Here is an 18823-nt window from a genome sequence, read left to right as displayed (position 1 = left end):
GCACAACACAGGGCAACTGTGGGAGCGGTTTTTCCAGGCAGATTGTGCAAGCCCAATAACAATAAAAACGAAGGTCACCCCATGGCCGAACCACTGGCTCACGACACCCTTATCCAGGAATCCTGGCGCCGCTGCCGCGCCTTCGGCCTGGACCACCAGAGCACGCCCAGCTTCGACCAGCTCCCCGCCGAGGGCATCAGTCAACTGCTGGAAAGCCAGCACTCGCTGGTACAGACCACGCATCAGGAAGTGCTGCCCTACTACGAAAACATCCTCAGTAATTCCAACTGCCTGATCATGCTGGCCGACAACCAGGGCCAGGTGCTGACCAGCTGGGGCACCCAGCGATTTATCGACCCCAAGCTGGCCAGAGGCTTCAACCCCGGCGCCAGCTGGATGGAGCGCTCCAGCGGCACCAATGCCATCGGCACCGCGCTGGCCTGTGCCCAGGCGGTGCATATCGAGCACGATGAACACTTCCTCAAGGCCAACCGCTTCATGACCGGCTCGGCGGCGCCGATTTTCGATGCGCAGCGCGAGATCATCGCGGTGCTGGATGTGTCCAGCGACAGCTACCTGCCGCCCTCGCACACCCTGGGCATGGTCAAGATGATGAGCCAGACCGTGGAAAACCGGCTGATCCTCAACCTGTTTCGCGGCGAGCACTTCCAACTGACCTTCAACACCGGCCTGAGCAACCTCGACAGCCAGTGGGCCGGCCTGCTGATCTTCGATGAGAGCGGTCAGGTGCTGTCAGCCAACCGGCGTGCCGACAACCTGCTGGGCATCAGCTTGTCGCGGGTGATGATCGACAGTTTGTTCAAGGTGTCATTGCTGGAGTTGTTGAACCAGCCGGAAGGATTGCCTTTCTCCCTGCAGGCCGCAGGACGCAACCGCTTCCAATGCGTGTTGAGACGCCCCAAGCAGATGCCCGTGCAGGCGCGCGTGTTCACCGAGCCGACGCCACCGACGCCTGCGTCGATTGGCCTCAAGACCCTGCACTTCGGCGATGTACGCGTGGAGAAGGCCGTGCGCCAGGCTGAACGCTTACTGGAAAAGGACATTCCGCTGCTGATCCATGGCGAAACCGGCGTGGGCAAGGAAGTGTTCGTCAAAGCCCTGCACCAGGCCAGTTCGCGCAGCCAGAAGGCGTTTATCGCGGTGAACTGTGCGGCGATTCCCGCCGAGCTGGTGGAATCGGAACTGTTCGGCTATGAAAAAGGCGCCTTCACCGGCGCCAATCAGAAAGGCAGCATCGGCCTGATCCGCAAGGCCGACAAGGGCACGCTGTTTCTCGACGAGATCGGTGATATGCCCCTGCCGACCCAGGCCCGTTTGCTGCGGGTGCTGCAGGAGCGCTGTGTACAGCCGGTGGGCAGCAGCGAGCTGTTCCCGGTAGATCTGCGAATCATCTCGGCCACCAACCGTGCACTGCGCGAGCTGGTGCAGGCCGGACGTTTTCGTGAGGATTTGTACTACCGCATCGGCGGCTTGACCTTGGAACTGCCGCCGTTGCGCGAACGTACCGATAAGCAGGCACTGTTCCAACAACTGTGGCAGCAACACCGCGAGCCGACTCAATGGGCAGGCCTCAGCGCCGAAGTGCTGGCGTTATTCGAACAGCACCCGTGGCCGGGGAATCTGCGTCAGGTGAGCAGCGTGTTGCAGGTGGCGCTGGCCATGGCTGAGGAACAGCCGATCCGCGCGGAACACCTGCCGGATGATTTTTTTGTGGACTTGAAGGTAGATCCACCGCTGCCCGCCAGTGAATACCTGGATGACAGCATCGATCTGAACCAGCGTTTGAAGGCGGCAGGCGGGAACATCTCCCACCTGGCGCGGGAGCTGGGGGTGAGCCGCAACACCTTGTACAAACGCCTGCGCCAGCACGAAGGCTAACGCGGCTTGACCACCACCAGCAGGTCGGTGAAGTACTCCACCTGGATCGGCAGGTTGTCCGCCAGTGACGACAGCGCCGCCGCCGTATCATCCAGCTTGAACACACCGGACACCCGCAGGTCCTGCAACGCCTGAGGGTCGAAGCGCAGCATGCCATGGCGGTAGCTGGCGAGGGTTTGCAGCACGTCGCTCAGGGGTTGATCGTTGACCTTGAGCAGGCCACGGGTCCAGGCGTCCGGGTCGCTGTTGCCGATGGCTTGCGGCGGCTGGGCGCGGCCGTGATCGAGGACCGAACGCTGGCCGGCGGTGACGTTGACGCCGTCGCGGGTGGCGCCTTTGACCGCGACGCTGGACTCGATCACCGTGACCACCGTGGTGCCATCCGCTGCACGTTTGACCAGATAACGCGTGCCCAATGCCGTGGCCGTACCTTGGTCGGTACGCACCACGAACGGCCGTTGCGCATCCTTGGCCACGTCCACCCAGAGTTCGCCTTGCAGCAACTCGATGACCCGTTGATGGCCGTCGAATTTCACGTCGACCGCCGAATTGCTGTTGAGCTGCAACTGGCTGCCGTCTTCGAGGGCGATCTGCCGGCGCTCGCCGACGCCGGTGCGCTGGTCGGCCATCCAGACCGGCAGGTGTTGCAGGCCCAGCCAGCCGCACAGGACCACGCCGAGCAAGCCCACCGCTTGCGCACCTCGCGCACGTCGCGGGGCGAATGCGCGGTTCAAGGCAATGCGTGCGGGCTTGGCCGGCAGCGTGTCGAGGCTGCCCCATACTGCGCCCATGCGTTCGATGGCCACAGCGTGCCGCGGGTCGGCCTGGCGCCAGGTGTTGAATGCCTGGTGGTCGGCCTCGGTGACGTTTTCGTCATGCAGGCGGGTCAGCCACTGCGCCGCTTGTTGGATGATCTGTTCGGAACTCATGCCAGCGGGTCTGCCGGGTGCAGGCTGTGGTAGCAGTGAACCAAGGCACTGGAGATGTAGTTTTTGACGGTGCTGGCAGACACGTCCAGGCGTGTGGCGATTTCGCTGTAGGTCAGCCCGTCGAGGCGGCTCAGCAGGAACGCTTCGCGCGCCTTGGCAGGCAGCCCGGCAAGCATCTCCGCAATACGTTCCAGGGCTTGCAGCGCGACATGAATCGCGGCCGGGTCGGGCATGCCAGCGTCCTCGCACTGGATCACCAGGGCTTCCATGTAGGCTTTTTCGATGCGACGACGACGGGCGCCGTCGATCAGCAACCGCCCTGCCGTGGTGGCCAGGAACGCGCGGGGCTCTTTGATCTGTTGAGGTTCGGCCAGCATCAAGACGCGGATGAAGGCGTCATGGGCGAGGTCCGCTGCATGCTGGGAACACCCGAGTTTCTTGCGCAGCCAGCCGTGCAACCAGCCGTGGTGCTCGCTGTACATCGCCGTAAGGGTCTGCTGCCGGACGGAGTCGCCTGGCGCGGCCGGAATGTCGTGCATGCGCAAAAAGATCTCAAATGGGAATAATTGCCAATTGCGCAGACAATGCCAGTAAAACAGGGTTTGGGCAAGGGGCTCAGCGCCAGCTCCACGACACACCGGTGTAGATGCCACGGCCATCCGCCGGCGTGGAACGCGCTACATCCAGGCCTTTATCGTCGTATCCCGGCGTGACGGTGTTGGCGTAACGGCGGTTGGTGAGATTGCGCAGGTCGACCCAGGCTTGCCAATCCTGCTGGGGCGCATCGTAGCCGAAGGTGGCACCGAGCACCGTGTAGGACGCGGCGTAGTAGGAGTTGGCGTAGTCCACTGCCACTCTTGATGAATGCTCGGTGTTAAGGCTGGTGTAGAAACCGGTCGGATGGCTGTAGCGCACCTGCGCCTGATAGTAGTGCTTGGGGATACCCGGCAGGGCGTTGTCGCCAAAGCGGTCGTCATCACGGTAGTGGAAGTCGCTGAAGGTGTAGGCCTGGCGCAGAGTGAGCTGGCCGTTATGGCCGCCTTCCCACAACGGGCTGAGCAGGCTCAGTTCCACGCCCTGGTGCACAGTGGGGCTGGCGTTGGATTCTGCGACGATGGCATTGCGGGTGGCGGTTTGCGCCTGGGTTTCCACCGTGAGCAATTCGTGGCGCACTTCAGAGCGGTACAGCGCCAGGTCCCACTGACCGAACCATTGCTCGCCGCGACCGCCGATTTCCAGGGTGGTGGCGGTCTGGTTTTTCAGGCTCACGCCTTCACGCTGAAGGCCGGTGGCCGGGCCGCTGTCTTTGGGGAAGTATTTGTTCGAACCCCAAATCATCGACCACGCATGCGGCGGCTCGACCGATCGGCTCAGGTTGCCGTACACCTGCAGGTGCGGGGTGAAGTCGTACCGCAGGCCGATACGCGGAGCGTAGTCCCAGTCGTGCTGGCTGAGCGGCGCCTGGCCTTCGGGATAGGTGACCTGGGTTTCGCGACGGGTGTAGATCGCCGCCAGGCCGGTGGTCAGCCATAGGTCGGGAATCAGTTCCAGATCGTTGCCGATGTGCAACACGGTGTCGGAGCCCAGGTAGCTGTAGTCACGGGTCTTGGTGCCGGGCGCGTAGCCAGCGGTATTACCGGCAGGCGTGCGCACATATTCCGAGGCGCCGTTGTTGGGCATCGCCTGGGTGGTGCGCAGGCCGACGGTGGTGTTGCTGTCGTGGCCAAACAGCGTGTCCTGACGGATGTAGTTGAGGGTGCTGCTGATATCGGTGTACGCGACTTTGAGGCGGTTGGTGCCTTCACGCAGGTCCATCGGGTAATCGTGGTACGCCAGGCCGACTTCGACGCGGGCATTATCGTCCAGCTGCAAGGTGGTCTTGTTGGCGATCCAGGTCGAGCCCGGCTGCAGGCGCTTGGAGTCACGGGCGGCGTTGAGGCTGGCGGCCGCGCGCGGGTCGTGGCTGATCTGGTATCGCGTGAGTTTGCCCGGCGTGTCGTTGGTGGTTTCGCGGTAGCGGAAATAGAAGCGGGTTTCCAGGTCCGGGTTGAAGCGGTAACCGAAGTTGGCGGCCACACCTTTGCTAGTTGCTGCGCTCTGGTGCTGGTAGCCGTCGGATTCGGAATCGGTGAGGCTGATGTAATAGTCGGCATCCCCCAGCACCTGGCCGGAACTGATCTCACGCTGGGCGTAGCCTTTGCTGCCCGCTTCATAGCGCAGTTGCAGCTTGGGCGCATCGTAGCCCGTGCGGGTCACGTAGTTGACGGCGCCGCCTAGGGCCAACGCGCCCTGGTCAAAACCGTTGGCGCCGCGCAGCACTTCTACCCGGCTTTGCCACAACGGGTCTTTCAGCTCGTAAGGGGTGCCGCCAGGACCGGTCAACGGCAGGCCGTCGAACATTTCGTACAGGCCGGAGGCGTGGGACCCGGGGCTGCGGTTCAGGCCCGAACCGCGAATCGAGAGCTTCACCCCTTCGTTGTTGGCCGCCTTGGCGTACACCCCGGCCTGGTACTTGAATACGTCTTCGTTGGTACTCACTCGCCCCTGCTGCACGCTATTCATGTCGATGTAGTTGGTGCCACCGGGCACACTCTTGAGCTGCGCCTCGGCCACTTCACCGGCGCTGGCTTCGCTGCTGGTGACTTCGACCGGGGCCAATTGCAGGTCTTCGGCGTGCACCAGCGAGCTTAACGTCAGGGCGGCAAACAGGAACGGAGGGTGGCGCAACAGCATCGGGCAGGTCCTTGGAGTTCGGGGGGCACGTGGTGGGAAGGCTGGGACGCGCGCCAGGTCACGCCTTATTAACGCTTTGACCTCCTGGGCTGTGTTGCGTGACACAGCTGAAGCTGACCTGGCAAATAGGAGGTTCACATCCGTATGGGGCGCGACTCCATCCAGGACGTTGTCGCCTCCCACACAAACTCCTCAGCTGTCGGGGATATTCAGCACCTGCATCAATTCTTCTGCTTCTGATCCCGGAGCCAATCGGAATCCATACATTTCATCCGTTGCCAGTATCCCGCGCAGTGCATCGAGCAATTGCGCCTCGGTGGGCGAGTCACGCAGGAGTTCGTGCGCAGGCAACAACAGTTCGGCGCAGACACCCTGAATACTCGCCGCATCGATCACAGCCAACAGGATAAAGCGCAGGCGTATTTCTCTTTCAGTAGGCCAAACCGTTTTCCGCTTACCCATGGTAAAGGCCTCATATTTCAGAAAAATCCGAGGCTATTGATGACCAAGGGGTGTTTCAAGCAGTGGGCAGCAAGATAGGCCGATTCCTACGCGCAAAAGGGAAGCACCGTACCTTTATGCTGACGTATCCCTGTTTATTGCACCGGCAGAAAATTCATCAGCAACAAGCTCTGCGCATAGTTCAGGCCAATACGCCGGTAGCGTTCATCGAGCATCTGGGTCAGCAGATCGAGACGCGCGACGATCTTGCCGAACTCCACCGCGAAGCTGAGGTTGCTGCCCTCCTCCGAAATTTCGTTGGAAAACAGCAGCAGCACGCCATTCGCATCCTGACGTTTGCTCAGCAGCCACGTGGCCTTCTCGATATTGCGCGCGGCATTGCTGACGAACTGCGGGTTGATTGAATCGGTGATGTAGAACTCCGTGCGTCCACCGTGGGCGGTCACGATCATGCTGCCGATTGCGTAGATGAAGGCGCCGACCCGGTCGCCTTTGAATTCAGGGCTCAAGGAGTAACTCAGCGCCGCCAGGTCACGACGCTCCCCTAGGGCTGGTAGTGCGCGACGTTGCTCGATGGCCTGGCGAATCTCCCGCGCCGCAGTCACCGCGTCCGGGTAACCCGACTGCCGCCACTGGCTGGGATTACGCAGATAGAGTTTGCTCATCAGTAAATACAGGCTTTGCAGATTGTCGCGCATGCCCAGCGTCGCCATGCGATCGACACTGGTCTGGAAGAACTCATCGGGCTTGCCATTGCTGAACTGCTTGACGATATCCTGCCCCTGCTGCTGGCTGCAGCCGCTGGCACAGAGCATTAACAAGGCCGCCAGCAGCAAGGGCTGGCGCACCCGTCGACGATTGAAACAAGGAAACGTGCGATCCATCGGCACCCGATCTGATTCATCCGCCCACGCGGGGATCGGCGGGGCTGGGACAAGGATAGAGCGGAGAAATCCAGAAAAGTGCAGTGACCGGGGGCAGAGAGTTGTAACCAGAGACCGCTGGGCAGATGAATGGGCTTAAATTCTGAATAATTCTATTCTGTCTCTATACTTACTGTAACGACTGTAATCAGGGTCACGGCAATGAAACATCCAATTCGTGCGCAAATGGTTGTCCAGATGATTTGCCTGCTTTCGGTGGCGCAGCTTTTTTGCTGAGTTGCGTGTCACGGCTTTAATACTCAGCCGCCCTTGCGGCGGTGGAAGGTATTGCCCACTGCTCACTCTAATCTGGCCCGACATCCAAATGCCGGGCCAGAGCGTGCCGCTACAGCAAGACAGTGGCCAGCATGCCCAAGGCTCCCAGGCAAAACCCGATCATCGCGCCTCGGCCGGGAAACTCCTGGAACAGCGCCCAGATCACGATCGGTTCCAGCAGCAATAACGACGTCACGGAAACCACCGTGACCACCCAGATATCACCGACCGCCAGATAACCCAGCCAATAAGCCCCCAACAGACAAAGTCCTGCGAAGCACATCACCACCACCGGCATGATGAAAGCTTGCCATGAGCCGTCGCTGGCTTGGGCCAGCCTGGCGGTGACTACCTCACTGTAGATTGCACAAAACTCACCGACGACCATCAACCCTAGAGCAGAAACTCCGAGTAATTCTTTGGACATATCAAAAACTCCTTCGTATTCAACGCACTGTTTTTCAACTCCCAGCCGGCGATGCCGCTGCCGAGGGTTTCGTCGCAGATATACGAAGCAGCCTTGAACAGGCCTGAATTACCGAAGTGCTTTTGCATGCTCATGTCCTTCAAAAGGGGGTGAGTCTCAGCGACCGGATAGGGCGCTCGGCCCGATAATACGTTTGACCAGGTGTTGTGAACACCCCGGGCAAAGAGCCACCGTGATGCAGGGCATCAAAAAACCACCGCACGTCTCGCCGCCACTCGCCGTGTTCGGGCTATGATCAGCCCCTATGAATCAGACGCCTGACTGCCAATGCCCATTGACCTGGAAGCCCTCTATCCCAAACTGATCCACCTGATGCTGGATACGGTCTTCGTCGTCGACAGCGATAACCAGATTGTCTTCGTGAGCGATGCCTGTGAGGCACTGCTCGGCTACAGCGCCAATGAGCTGGTGGGTACCCTGATCACTCACTACATGCACCCTGAAGACCTGGCACGCACTCGCGCCTCCATTATCCGGGTCATGAACGGCCAACCCCATGTCGACTTCCGCAACCGTTATATCCGCAAGGATGGCAGCGTCGTACATATCCTGTGGGCGGCGTTCTGGTCCGAAGAGGTCGGCGCGCGGATCGGCGTCGCACGGGACGTGACCGCACTCACCCAAGCCGAGGAGGAACTACGCTTCCTCGCCCATCATGACCCGCTGACGGCCCTCACCAACCGGTCGCTGTTCAATGCTCGGCTGGACGACGCCCTGAAGGCCGCACAGCTTCATAACCAGATCCTGGCGCTGCTGTTCCTGGACATCAATGACTTCAAGGGCATCAACGATGTGCATGGCCATGCCATGGGCGATCGCGTGCTCTGTGTGATTGCCCGACGACTGGAGCGCTGCGTGCGCGAGAGCGACCTGGTGGCCCGGATGGGCGGGGATGAGTTCACGGTGTTGATTACGGATATCCAGTCGCAGGATGCGGTGGCCGGCAAGGTGGCGCAGATACTTGCAGTCATGGCTGAGCCACTGGGTGCCGAGTTTGGCGGGGTTAAGATGCCGTCCTGCAGTGTTGGCGTGGCGTTTTACCCGGCGGATGGAGAGGATGCAGATACGCTGTTGAGTCATGCGGATGGGGAGATGTATCGGGTGAAAAGGCAGCGGTGGAACTAATCAACAGCCGGGCTGGCGATGGTTTTACCTAACCTGCCTGGCTCGAAAACCAATCAAGTCGCGGGCAAGTATCAAGGTGTGCAAATGATTGACCTCCTCCCGCGGCCCCTTCCACTGCAAATAGCGTCATCGCGGCACACACTCTAAGAATCGCCTGATTTTCTCAGCCGTAGTTGATCGATAGGGTGCTCGTCCATCTTGCCTCTATCATGGCCGTGAACAAAATGTGTGTTTCAGAAAAACAACGCCGACTGCGTGCACTGCTGAGTACCGCCGCCGCGGTTATGTCTGCTTATTCAGCGGATACGATGGCCGCGAGTTGCAATTTCACCCAGGGTGAAACGTTCACGGCTAACTACGCCGCCGCGCCAATTACCTTGACGGTCCCTCGAGATACGCCCGCAGGCACGGTGGTGTACGAAGAAACCATCACAGCACCGAAGCAGGGTTTTAACTGCACTGTATCGTCACCCTTTATCTTTAGTCTGAACCCGACATTTGGTAGCGTTAAGACTGGTACTACTTTCCCCCTGGGTAAAACAGGGCTGTCAATGAAAATCAAGACCTCACAAAATGGCTATTTAAGTGCAGACAGGGTTATGTCCGGGAATTACCTGGACCCAAGCAGGACGTACACCCTTGAAATTACTAAATCAGGTGAACTGTCATCGAAAAATGAGGTTCCCGCAGGCAACCTGGGAGCGCATCGGTACGGCGATATTGATCTTGTGAAGGTTAACCTGACCAACCCAATCATCTTGAACGCTGCATCCTGCGAGACCCCGGATGTTTCTGTTCAAATGGGAGATGACTATTACCTTGATGAATTCAGCAAGATTGGTGATACGTCACAAAGCGTTCGATTCAACATTGGTCTTAACCAATGCCAGACAGGTATCCAGAAGGTCACCTATGCCCTTAAAGCCACTTCGCAAGTGATTGATCAGCAACAAGGCATCGTAGCGTTGAACGCCAGTTCGACCGCAAAAGGCATCGGCCTGAAACTGATGGACGACACCGGTAAACCTATTGTCCTGGGTACTACCTACCCATTCAATGGCTTCAGTACCACAGGCACAAGCTTCAAAATCCCTCTTTCTGCGGCTTATTACCGCCTGGCTGACGGCGAACTGAAGGCCGGCACTGCCAACGCGTCGGTTACCTTTGTAATGAACTATCTGTAGCACGCTGAGTGTCGGCATTGGCTGTGTTAAAACGCCGCCAGCACCGCCTAAAAGTTAATGCCCCGACAAGTCGAGGCATTAAGTTTTGTGGTCTTGGATACGTCAAAAGGGTTTTTAAGCCTTACGGCCCCCACCTGACCTCTCTAGACCAGAAACCACTCGCAGCGGGTTCGCTTGTATTATTTGGCTTGGCGAAGCACAAGCTCCGACAGCCGGGTTTTCACGCGGAAGCAGAACTCACGAATTTGAAATTGATACGCGGGCATAACCATATAGTTCAAATCGGAACCCAACGAGTCCTTGATTTCCATATATTTAGCCGTCTTGGCAGCAATGGCTTGGTATTCCGCCTCGTATTTAACGTAGGACGCTTTGTTGTAAACCTTTAAGACATCCAGCTCTTTACGGCATTGCTCAGCGCGATTCTGGTTTAAGTCTGTTTCTGATTCTGGCTGAGCGGACTCTGGAGAGGCGTGGGCCGCCGCGTTAGCAGGTGCAGCCTCATATCGCACAGTCCAATTGGGTGGTGACGAAGGTGCGACTTCAGGTGGTGCTTCATGGACGACGGCGGGAGGTGGAGTCACTTCAGGTTTTTTTTCTGGAGTTTTCGTAGCGCATCCCGCGAGGGCAAGTCCTACCACTACAACGATGCCACACATTTTATCCATCGGGTTCACCAAGAGGTCATTATGGTTGGCTGAGTCGTTAGGTTCTGGGTAAAAGCAATAACCCACTCAATCTTCGAGTGTAAATTCTCTACCAGACTCAAGGCGCTCAGCCTCTCTTCCTTGAGCGCACAGACGGACAATAGTAGTAAAAAAACAAAGAGATGACGAGTAAAAGCTGATCTTCCACCACCTAATCCCAGAAACACAAAAGCCCCGCAATCGCGGGGCTTTTGTTTGAATCTTGGCGGGAAACCAGGGATTCGAACCCTGGAGACGCTATTAACGTCCGCCGGTTTTCAAGACCGGTGCATTCAACCACTCTGCCAATTTCCCTTGTGCATCACAGGATTATAGTAGCCCATCCCGTCTCAGCGGGCGCCATAATACCCGAATGAAACACACTGTCAAACTCTTGCCATCGCTTGTTACAGAGCGTCTGTTATGATCTTTGCGACTGAACGTTTCAAAATCGAAGGAGTGTCGCCATGCGCGAACAGAATTACGCAGTGAATGGTAACGCGCAGGCTGAGCAGCTTGAAGTCAGCCGCGTGTTGCGCAACACCTATGGCTTGCTCGCCCTTACCCTCGCATTCAGCGGCGTGATGGCGTTCGTGGCCCAGCAGATGCGTGTCGGCTACCCGAATATCTTTGTCGTGCTGATCGGCTTCTATGGTCTGTTCTTCCTGACCAACAAGCTGCGTGACTCGGCCTGGGGCCTGGTGTCGGCGTTTGCCTTGACCGGTTTCATGGGCTTTATCCTCGGCCCGATCCTCAACCGTTACCTCGGCATGGCTGGCGGCGCGGAAGTGGTCAGCTCGGCGTTCGCCATGACGGCGCTGGTGTTTGGTGGTCTGTCGGCCTACGTGCTGATCACCCGTAAGGACATGAGCTTCCTGGGTGGCTTCATCACCGCTGGTTTCTTCGTGTTGCTGGCGGCGGTGGTTGCGGGCATGTTCTTCCAGATCAGCGGCCTGCAACTGGCGATCAGCGCAGGTTTCGTGCTGTTCTCCTCGGTGTGCATCCTGTTCCAGACCAGCGCAATCATCCATGGTGGCGAGCGTAACTACATCATGGCGACCATCAGCCTGTATGTGTCGATCTACAACCTGTTCATCAGCCTGTTGCAGATCTTCGGCATCATGAGCCGTGATGACTGATTGTTAACGCAATAAAAAATGCCCCGCATCGAAAGATGCGGGGCATTTTTGTTTCAAGGGAGTTAATACTGGTTGGGCTCCATTTCCAGATCAACCTTGAAACGCTCAGCGATGTCGCGCTGGATACGCTGGGCCAAGTTCGCAATATCGTGCCCCGTGGCATCGCCATAGTTGACCAGCACCAACGCCTGCAACTTGTGTACGCCGGCATCGCCGTCGCGAAAGCCCTTCCACCCCGCCTTGTCGATCAGCCAGCCGGCCGCGAGCTTCATCTGCCCATCCGCCTGCGGGTACGCCACCAGGTCCGGATACACCGCTTGCAGCTCAGCCGCCAGCGCCTGGGACACCAGCGGGTTCTTGAAGAAGCTGCCGGCATTGCCCAGTTCTGCCGGGTCCGGCAGTTTTTCACGGCGGATGCTGCAAATCGCGCGGCTGACGTCACTCGGCGTCGCCTCGGTGATCCCCTGCCCCGCCAGGCGCTGTTGCACCGGCCCGTAGTCGAGTTTCAGGTGGCTGGCGCGACTCAGGGCAAAGCGCACTCGCAGGATCAGCCAGCGTCCGGTTTCGTGTTTGAACAGACTGTCGCGGTAGGCAAAGTTGCACTCGTCCAGGCTAAAGTCGCGCAGCTCGCCGGTGTGGCGATCCAGAGCAGTCAGGCCGGCAAATACATCCTTGATCTCCACGCCGTAGGCGCCGATGTTCTGCGTCGGGGCTGCACCGACGGTGCCGGGGATAAGGCTGAGGTTTTCCAGGCCGCAAAAGCCCTGTTCCAGGGTCCACAGCACGAACGGATGCCAGGCTTCGCCGGCTTCGGCTTCGACCACCACCTGCGTGCCGTCGTCATGCAACACCCGGATGCCTTGGGTAGCCATGCGCAGGACCAGCGCCGGTATGTCCTGAGTCAACAGCAAGTTGCTACCACCGCCGATCACCAACAGCGGCACCGCGTGCACCGCTGAATAGGCCAGCGCCTCACGGACGTCATCATCGCTGTAGGCCTCGGCAAACAACTGGGCACTGACATCAATGCCAAAGCTGTTGAATGGCTTGAGCGATACCTGCGCAAGCACTTGCAAGGTCATAACCGTCCCTTCAATTCGATCACCAATAAATCACAGGCGCGTTCGATCAGGTCCAGGACCCGTTCGAAGCCTTGTTCACCTTCGTAATACGGGTCCGGCACTTCGTCCACTTCGGCGTCGTAGCGGCGCAGGAAAAGGTCCAGCTCCGCCTTGCCCTGGCCCGGTTGCAGGGCCTTGAGGTTGCGCAGGTTGCTGTGATCCATGGCCAGGATCAGGTCATAGCGCGCAAAGTCGGCGCGAGACACCTGCTGGGCACGCTGGGCGGACAGATCGTAGCCGCGCACCAACGCCGCACGCTGACTGCGTTGATCCGGCGGGTTGCCGACATGCCATTCACCCGTCCCTGCAGACGCTACTTCCACCTGCCCCGCCAGCCCCGCTTCGCGCAATTTATGACGCAGTACGCCTTCTGCTGTAGGCGAACGGCAGATGTTGCCCAGGCAGACAAACAGAACCTCCATCAGGCCCCCAGCAGGCGACGGACGCGCTCAAGGTCTTCCAAGGTATCGACGCCTGCCGGCGGCGCTTCCAGCGCATCGCCCACATGGATACGCACGCCGTGCCACAGGGCCCGCAGTTGCTCCAGGGATTCAGTGTTTTCCAGCCAGCACGGGCCCCAGCTGACGAAGTCATGCAGGAAACCGGCGCGGTAGGCGTAAATGCCGATATGGCGACGGTAAGGCACGCCTTCCGGCAATACGTCAGGTTTCTTGGCGAAGGCGTCGCGCGCCCAAGGCAAGACCGAGCGGCTGAACGTCAGCGCCAGGCCGTTGATGTCGCTGACCACTTTCACCACGTTGGGGTTGAACAGGGTCTCGATGTCTTCAATCGGCTCGGCGAGGGTCGCCATGCGCGCTTCGCCATGGGCGGCCAGGTTGGCAGCGACCTGGTCGATCACGCTGGGCGGGATCAGGGGTTCGTCACCCTGTACGTTGACCACGATGGCGTCCGGTGCCAGGCCAAGCTGGGTGGCAACTTCAGCCAGGCGATCGGTGCCGGAGTTATGGTCTTCGCGGGTCAACACCGCCTCGGCGCCAAACCCCTTGCAGGCTTCGATGATGCGCGGATCGTCGGTGGCCACCACCACACGCTCGGCGCTGCTTTTGCAGGCCTGTTCCCACACCCGCTGGATCATCGGCTTGTCGCCGATGAGTTGCAGCGGCTTGCCCGGCAAACGAGTCGATGCGTAGCGGGAAGGAATGACAACGGTAAAGGCGGTGGTCATTTATCCAGACGCTCGTCGGTGGTCAGGGTACGGGCTTCGCTTTCCAGCATCACCGGGATGCCATCGCGGATCGGGTAAGCCAGGCCGGCGCCTTTGCTGATCAGCTCGGTTTTGTCGGCGCTGAGCTTGAGCGGGCCTTTGCAGATCGGGCAAGCGAGGATGTCGAGCAGTTTGGTGTCCATGAGTGGTTCCTGGAAAGCAGCGGTTTAAGGCAAAAGACGGGCAGGCAGCAGACGCATCAGCTGCGTGTCGAACCAGGCGATGAACGCCCGCGACGGCAGTGCATCCACCGCAAGGTACCACCAGTCGGGCTGGGCAAAGGCGCGGCACTTCACCGCGTCCTTCTCGGTCATGACCAGCGGTAATGACGGCGTAAAATTCAGGACCTCAGCGCTGTAGGGCGAGTGGTCGGCAAATGCATGGGGTATCGGCTGCCAGTGTAGCGTTTCAAGGGTATTGAAGAAACGTTGCGGGTTGCCAATACCGGCGACCGCATGCACCGGCTGGCCGGCGGGAAAATGATCCACCGGCTGCCGCTCGCCGGTCAGCAGGTTGACCAGTGCCGTGGGTTGCAAGCGAAAGGCGAAACCATCGTCTCGATCACTGACGGCGCCGTTGTACAGCAACGCGTCGACACTCTGCAGCCGCTCCACCGGCTCACGCAACGGCCCCGCCGGCAGGCAACGACGGTTGCCCAGGCCGCGGGCGGCGTCGATCAGGACCAGTTCAAGGTCACGGGCCAGGCGGTAGTGCTGCAGGCCGTCGTCGGAAAGGATCAGGTCCACGGTTTCGCTGGCCAGCAGCGCCTGGACTGCATGGCTACGATTGGGGTCGATCACCAACGGGACGCCGCAGCGCTGCACGATCAACAAAGGCTCGTCACCCGCCACTTCGGCGCTATGGCTGGCTTCAACCCGCCATGGCAACTGTGGCGGCTTGGCGCCATAACCGCGGCTGACCACTCCCACGCGCAAGCCGCTGCGTCGACAATGTTCGATCAACCACAGGATCAATGGCGTCTTGCCAGTGCCACCCACGGTGATATTACCGACCACCACCACCGGCACCGGCGATTGATAGATCTCGCCCTCACCCGCCAGGAAGCGCGCACGCTTGCGCTGCACAACCCCACGGTACAAGGACTCCAGCGGGCGCAGCAGCAAGAGTGCCGGATGGCCCTCGTACCAGGCCTTGAGCAAACGATCGGACATGGCCATCAGGGTTGGCCCGCCGCCTCGACGGTGGTCATGCGCAGATGACTGAAGCCGAGCTTTCCGGCGGCGTCCATCGCGGTGATCACGGCCTGATGCTGGGTCTTGCCGTCGGCACTGATGGACAGTGGCAGCTTGGTGTCGCCGCCGGACTCTTTCTGCAAGGCGTCCATCAGGCTGGCCAGGTCGTTTTTCTCAAGCAACTGGTTGTTCACCGAAAACACCCCGTCGGCGCTGATGGCGATGTCCAGTTGCTTGACTTGCTGGTCTTCGGCCGGCGAGCCGCTCACGGCTTCCGGCAGGTCGACGCGCAGCTCGGTCTGCCGGGTGAAGGTGGTGGTGACGACAAAAAACAGCAGCAGGATAAACACCACGTCAATCAGCGACGCGAGGTTGATATCGACGTTTTCCCGTTGCTTGCGGCGAAATTTCACGCTTTGCCCCCAACCAGGTCGACGTCACGGTCGCCTTGCACCACTTCCACCAGCTTGATGGCTTCCTGTTCCATGCCGACCACCAGCTCATCAATGCGACGCTGCAGGAATCGGTGGAAGAACACCGAAGGAATACCCACCATCAAGCCTGCGGCTGTGGTGATCAGCGCCTTGGAGATACCGCCGGCCAGTACGGCCGCGTTGGTGGTCATGCCGGCGCCCATGAATGAGCTGAAAATATCGATCATGCCCAGCACTGTGCCGAGCAAGCCGAGCAACGGCGCCATCGCGGCGATGGTGCCGAGAGCATTGATATAACGCTCAAGCTCATGAATGACGCGGGCGGCGGCCTCTTCGATGCACTCCTTCATGATCTCGCGACCGTGCTTGGAGTTGGCCAGGCCTGCAGCAAGGATTTCACCCAACGGGGAGTTGGCGCGCAGTTCCTTGAGCTTTTCCTTGTCCAGTTGCTTATTCTTGATCCAGCCCCAGACCTGCCCCAGCAGATGCTCGGGGGTCACGCGGCTGGCGCGCAGGGTCCACAGGCGTTCGGCGACGATGCCGAGTGCGGCGATAGAGCTCATGATGATCGGCAACATCATCCAGCCGCCGGATTTGACCAATTCCCACACAGTGAATGTCCCCTCGAAAAAGTGCGCCACTTTACCATATAGGTGCGTAGACCACAGACCCCATCGGCCTCGGCTAAGGTAACCGCTCGCGCCAGAACCGGCGTTGACTGCGCGCAACAACCGGCGCTGCGAAAGCCCCCAATCGCAGACGCACGGCGCCCTGCTCGGCAGTGTCATACACCTGGCTGCCCGACCGCTGGTAACGCGCCATCACCTGCGGATGGGGATGGCCGAACGCGTTGCTGCGCCCACGCGAGATCAGCACGGATCGCGGCGCTAGTCGCTCCACAAAGGGCCAGGACGAAGAACTGCGACTGCCATGGTGCGGCGCCTGCAGCCAATCGGTGGGCACCGCAAGGGGGGACGCGAGCATGGCGTGTTCGGCTGCGCGGTCAATATCACCGGTCAGCAACAGGCGCTCACCCTTGGCCTGCACCTGCAAAACGCAGGACTTCGCGTTGCCGCTGATAGCGTCAGGCCATTGCCAGAGTTCGAAGGTCACGCCGTCCCAGGTCCAGCGCTCGCCACTGACGCAAGGCTGGGTGCCGAGCGATATTGGCAGGCCTTCGGTCTCTCCGCCCACCACGCGCTTGATCGGCATGCCTTTGGCAATGGCTGCCGCGCCACCGGCATGATCGGCGTCGGCGTGGCTGAGCAGCAGCATGTCCAGCTCCCCTATCCCGAGTTTTCGCAAAGATGGCAGTACCACGCGGGCCCCCAGGTCAAAAGCTCCGGAGCGCGGGCCGGCGTCGTACAGCAAGGTGTGATGGCGGGTACGCAAAATCAGCGATTGCCCCTGGCCGACGTCAAGCTGCGTCACCTCCACCTGCCCGTCAGGCACCGGCGCTCGCGGTGGAAACACCGCCAGCAACAGCATCGGCCAGCCCAGCACACGAAACGGCACGCCCTTGGGCAGCAGGAGCAACGTGGCGCCCAGCAGACTCACCAGCCAATACCCCGGCGGTACTTCGGCCGGAATCCAGGCCGGCATCCGCCCGGCGAGCCACGCCAAGCCGTTAAACAAGGCATCCAGCGCCCCTCCCGCCAGCCAGAGCAATCCTTCCCCCACAAACGGCAGCACCAGCAATGCGCTGCCCAACAGGGCCAACGGCAATACCACCAGGCTGATCCATGGCACCGCCACCAGGTTAGCGAATGGTGCGCTCAGGCTGATGGGCAACCCCAACACCAGCAAGACCGGAAACAACCCGATGGCAATCAACCACTGCGGCCGGGTCCAGGCCTGCCATAGGCTCCAGGGCCCCAGCCGTCCGCCAAACGCCAGGATCAGCACCGCCACCGCCGCAAATGACAGCCAGAAACCCGGCTGCACACTGGCCAATGGTTCCAGGACCAGCACCCCATTGAGCGCCAGCAACAACGGCCGCCACAGCCCGAGATGACGCAAGCGCCATCGCCACAACAATACCAACCCAACCATCACACAGGCGCGCTGTACCGGCACGCCAAACCCGGCCAGCAAGCCATAACCCAATGCCGTGGTGAACGCCAGCCCACAGGCCCACGGCAGCCACGGCCAGGTTCGAGGCCAGAACCCATAGCGCGCCAGGCCGGCGATCAATCCGTAGATCAAGCCAGCGAGCAAGCCGATGTGCTGGCCGGAGATGACCAGCAGGTGCACAGTGCCGGTGTCCTGCAGTACCTGCCAATCAGCCGCCGCCAATCCAGAGCCATCGCCCAACACCAAGGCAATCAGGCCTGCCTCCCTGCCTTGGGCATCTACCGCCAGCAGGCGCTGACGCACACTGTCACGCCAGGCGGCGGTAGCCGGGGCCAGGCGCTCTCCGTCCTTTACCGTACCCGTGGCGCCGATGCGCTGGGCGAGCAGCCAGGCCTCCTGATCAAACCCATGAAAGTTCAGCAACCCGGCCGGCCGCTTGAGGGTGATTGCCAGGCGCCAGCGTTCACCGCTGCGCACGGGCGGCCCACCGCGCCAGGACACCCGGATGCGCTTGGGCAACCGAGCGTTACGCGACCGACTGTCGGTGAGTACGAAGCGCACGCCATCGCCCGTCTGTTGCGGCAACCCGCTGACCCGCCCTTCCACCCAGCGTGTTTGCCCCTCCAGCGCCGGCCTGAGACGGTCATCCAGCGCCCACTGCGCGCTGATACAGGCCCAACTCAGCCCCAACAGAAAAAACGCCAAGGGATAAGTGCGAAACGGCAACAGCATCAAGGCCAACATCAGCAGGGCGATCAGCCAACCGGTCGGCGGCAATGCCGGTAAAAAGCGCAAGGCCAGCAACCCCAGCGCAAACGCGAACATCCCTGTCCTCATGGATCCTCCTTTTCGAGTGATCCACTCAGTCTTAGCCGGTTGTCCAATACGGCCTATGATGTTTTGTCACAAAGTCTGAATTTTCTGTTTATAGAAT

At 60.2% G+C, this 18823-nt stretch carries 20 protein-coding genes and 1 tRNA gene; 4 read left to right on the top strand and 17 right to left on the bottom strand.

Features of this window, described 5'->3' with window-relative positions:
• The first annotated feature begins 81 nt into the window (after nt 1-81).
• Nucleotides 82-1899, top strand: a complete 1818-nt coding sequence (locus BMZ57_RS05660) for a sigma-54-dependent Fis family transcriptional regulator (RefSeq protein ID WP_010209670.1) — start codon at nt 82-84, stop codon at nt 1897-1899.
• On the opposite strand, the gene BMZ57_RS05655 is transcribed toward BMZ57_RS05660, so the two are convergent.
• From BMZ57_RS05655 to BMZ57_RS29470, 7 genes are all read right to left on the bottom strand, one after another.
• A complete protein-coding gene (locus BMZ57_RS05655; RefSeq protein WP_010209669.1) occupies nt 1896-2828 on the bottom strand; it encodes a FecR family protein in 933 nt (310 codons plus the stop codon). The genes BMZ57_RS05660 and BMZ57_RS05655 overlap by 4 nt on opposite strands.
• Nucleotides 2825-3367, bottom strand: a complete 543-nt coding sequence (locus tag BMZ57_RS05650; protein ID WP_010209668.1) for a sigma-70 family RNA polymerase sigma factor — start codon at nt 3365-3367, stop codon at nt 2825-2827. Before BMZ57_RS05650 ends, BMZ57_RS05655 begins: the two co-directional genes overlap by 4 nt.
• 76 nt (nt 3368-3443) lie before the next feature.
• Nucleotides 3444-5561 carry a TonB-dependent receptor family protein gene (locus BMZ57_RS05645; protein ID WP_069672548.1) on the bottom strand — a complete coding sequence of 706 codons (2118 nt, stop codon included), beginning with the start codon at nt 5559-5561 and terminating at the stop codon, nt 3444-3446.
• A gap of 192 nt (nt 5562-5753) precedes the next feature.
• A complete protein-coding gene (locus tag BMZ57_RS05640) occupies nt 5754-6023 on the bottom strand; it encodes a hypothetical protein (RefSeq protein WP_010209665.1) in 270 nt (89 codons plus the stop codon).
• A 134-nt stretch (nt 6024-6157) separates the two neighbouring features.
• Nucleotides 6158-6907: a hypothetical protein gene (locus tag BMZ57_RS05635; protein ID WP_031291146.1), complete on the bottom strand. Its 750-nt coding sequence runs from the start codon at nt 6905-6907 to the stop codon at nt 6158-6160.
• 385 nt (nt 6908-7292) lie between these two features.
• Nucleotides 7293-7610, bottom strand: a complete 318-nt coding sequence (locus tag BMZ57_RS05630; RefSeq protein ID WP_010209663.1) for a hypothetical protein — start codon at nt 7608-7610, stop codon at nt 7293-7295.
• A 5-nt stretch (nt 7611-7615) separates the two neighbouring features.
• Nucleotides 7616-7777: a hypothetical protein gene (locus tag BMZ57_RS29470; RefSeq protein ID WP_167337370.1), complete on the bottom strand. Its 162-nt coding sequence runs from the start codon at nt 7775-7777 to the stop codon at nt 7616-7618.
• Nucleotides 7778-7976: 199 nt separating this feature from the next.
• Here BMZ57_RS29470 and BMZ57_RS05625 point away from each other — a divergent pair, with 199 nt between their 5' ends.
• Nucleotides 7977-8834: a sensor domain-containing diguanylate cyclase gene (locus BMZ57_RS05625; RefSeq protein WP_038453350.1), complete on the top strand. Its 858-nt coding sequence runs from the start codon at nt 7977-7979 to the stop codon at nt 8832-8834.
• 209 nt (nt 8835-9043) lie between these two features.
• The gene (locus BMZ57_RS05620; RefSeq protein ID WP_226994520.1) at nt 9044-10018 is read left to right on the top strand and encodes a fimbrial protein; all 975 of its coding nucleotides are present in this window, start codon (nt 9044-9046) and stop codon (nt 10016-10018) included.
• 179 nt (nt 10019-10197) lie between these two features.
• On the opposite strand, the gene BMZ57_RS29715 is transcribed toward BMZ57_RS05620, so the two are convergent.
• A complete protein-coding gene (locus BMZ57_RS29715) occupies nt 10198-10686 on the bottom strand; it encodes a YuaE family lipoprotein (protein ID WP_231501082.1) in 489 nt (162 codons plus the stop codon).
• Nucleotides 10687-10928: 242 nt separating this feature from the next.
• A tRNA-Ser gene (locus tag BMZ57_RS05610) sits at nt 10929-11019 on the bottom strand.
• 152 nt (nt 11020-11171) lie between these two features.
• On the opposite strand from BMZ57_RS05610, the gene BMZ57_RS05605 reads away from it, so the two are divergent.
• The gene (locus tag BMZ57_RS05605) at nt 11172-11843 is read left to right on the top strand and encodes a Bax inhibitor-1/YccA family protein (protein ID WP_010209655.1); all 672 of its coding nucleotides are present in this window, start codon (nt 11172-11174) and stop codon (nt 11841-11843) included.
• 62 nt (nt 11844-11905) lie between these two features.
• Here the strand turns inward: BMZ57_RS05605 and murB are convergent, their stop codons facing one another.
• The 8 genes from murB to BMZ57_RS05565 all read right to left on the bottom strand — a co-directional run bounded on the left by murB (nt 11906) and on the right by BMZ57_RS05565 (nt 18726).
• Complete coding sequence (murB, locus tag BMZ57_RS05600; RefSeq protein WP_069672547.1) at nt 11906-12925, bottom strand: UDP-N-acetylmuramate dehydrogenase; 1020 nt, start codon at nt 12923-12925, stop codon at nt 11906-11908.
• Complete coding sequence (locus BMZ57_RS05595; protein ID WP_010209653.1) at nt 12922-13386, bottom strand: low molecular weight protein-tyrosine-phosphatase; 465 nt, start codon at nt 13384-13386, stop codon at nt 12922-12924. Before BMZ57_RS05595 ends, murB begins: the two co-directional genes overlap by 4 nt.
• Nucleotides 13386-14150 carry a 3-deoxy-manno-octulosonate cytidylyltransferase gene (gene kdsB / locus BMZ57_RS05590; RefSeq protein WP_042572155.1) on the bottom strand — a complete coding sequence of 255 codons (765 nt, stop codon included), beginning with the start codon at nt 14148-14150 and terminating at the stop codon, nt 13386-13388. The genes BMZ57_RS05595 and kdsB overlap by 1 nt, the downstream gene beginning before the upstream one ends.
• Complete coding sequence (locus BMZ57_RS05585; RefSeq protein WP_003174668.1) at nt 14147-14332, bottom strand: Trm112 family protein; 186 nt, start codon at nt 14330-14332, stop codon at nt 14147-14149. The genes kdsB and BMZ57_RS05585 overlap by 4 nt, the downstream gene beginning before the upstream one ends.
• A gap of 24 nt (nt 14333-14356) precedes the next feature.
• Nucleotides 14357-15367, bottom strand: coding sequence for a tetraacyldisaccharide 4'-kinase (lpxK, locus tag BMZ57_RS05580; RefSeq protein ID WP_069672546.1), 1011 nt, complete (start codon nt 15365-15367; stop codon nt 14357-14359).
• Entirely contained in the window at nt 15367-15795 is a 429-nt protein-coding gene (locus BMZ57_RS05575) for an ExbD/TolR family protein (RefSeq protein ID WP_010209650.1), read from the bottom strand. The genes lpxK and BMZ57_RS05575 overlap by 1 nt, the downstream gene beginning before the upstream one ends.
• Nucleotides 15792-16427: a MotA/TolQ/ExbB proton channel family protein gene (locus BMZ57_RS05570; RefSeq protein WP_010209649.1), complete on the bottom strand. Its 636-nt coding sequence runs from the start codon at nt 16425-16427 to the stop codon at nt 15792-15794. The genes BMZ57_RS05575 and BMZ57_RS05570 overlap by 4 nt, the downstream gene beginning before the upstream one ends.
• 73 nt (nt 16428-16500) lie before the next feature.
• Nucleotides 16501-18726, bottom strand: a complete 2226-nt coding sequence (locus BMZ57_RS05565) for a DNA internalization-related competence protein ComEC/Rec2 (RefSeq protein WP_254668480.1) — start codon at nt 18724-18726, stop codon at nt 16501-16503.
• Nucleotides 18727-18823: the final 97 nt, after the last annotated feature.

Origin of the sequence: Pseudomonas simiae, assembly GCF_900111895.1 — a bacterium.
Lineage (GTDB): Bacteria > Pseudomonadota > Gammaproteobacteria > Pseudomonadales > Pseudomonadaceae > Aquipseudomonas > Aquipseudomonas simiae.
Note: the sequence above shows the minus strand (reverse complement) of the source record. Positions and strands in the feature narration are given on the sequence as shown.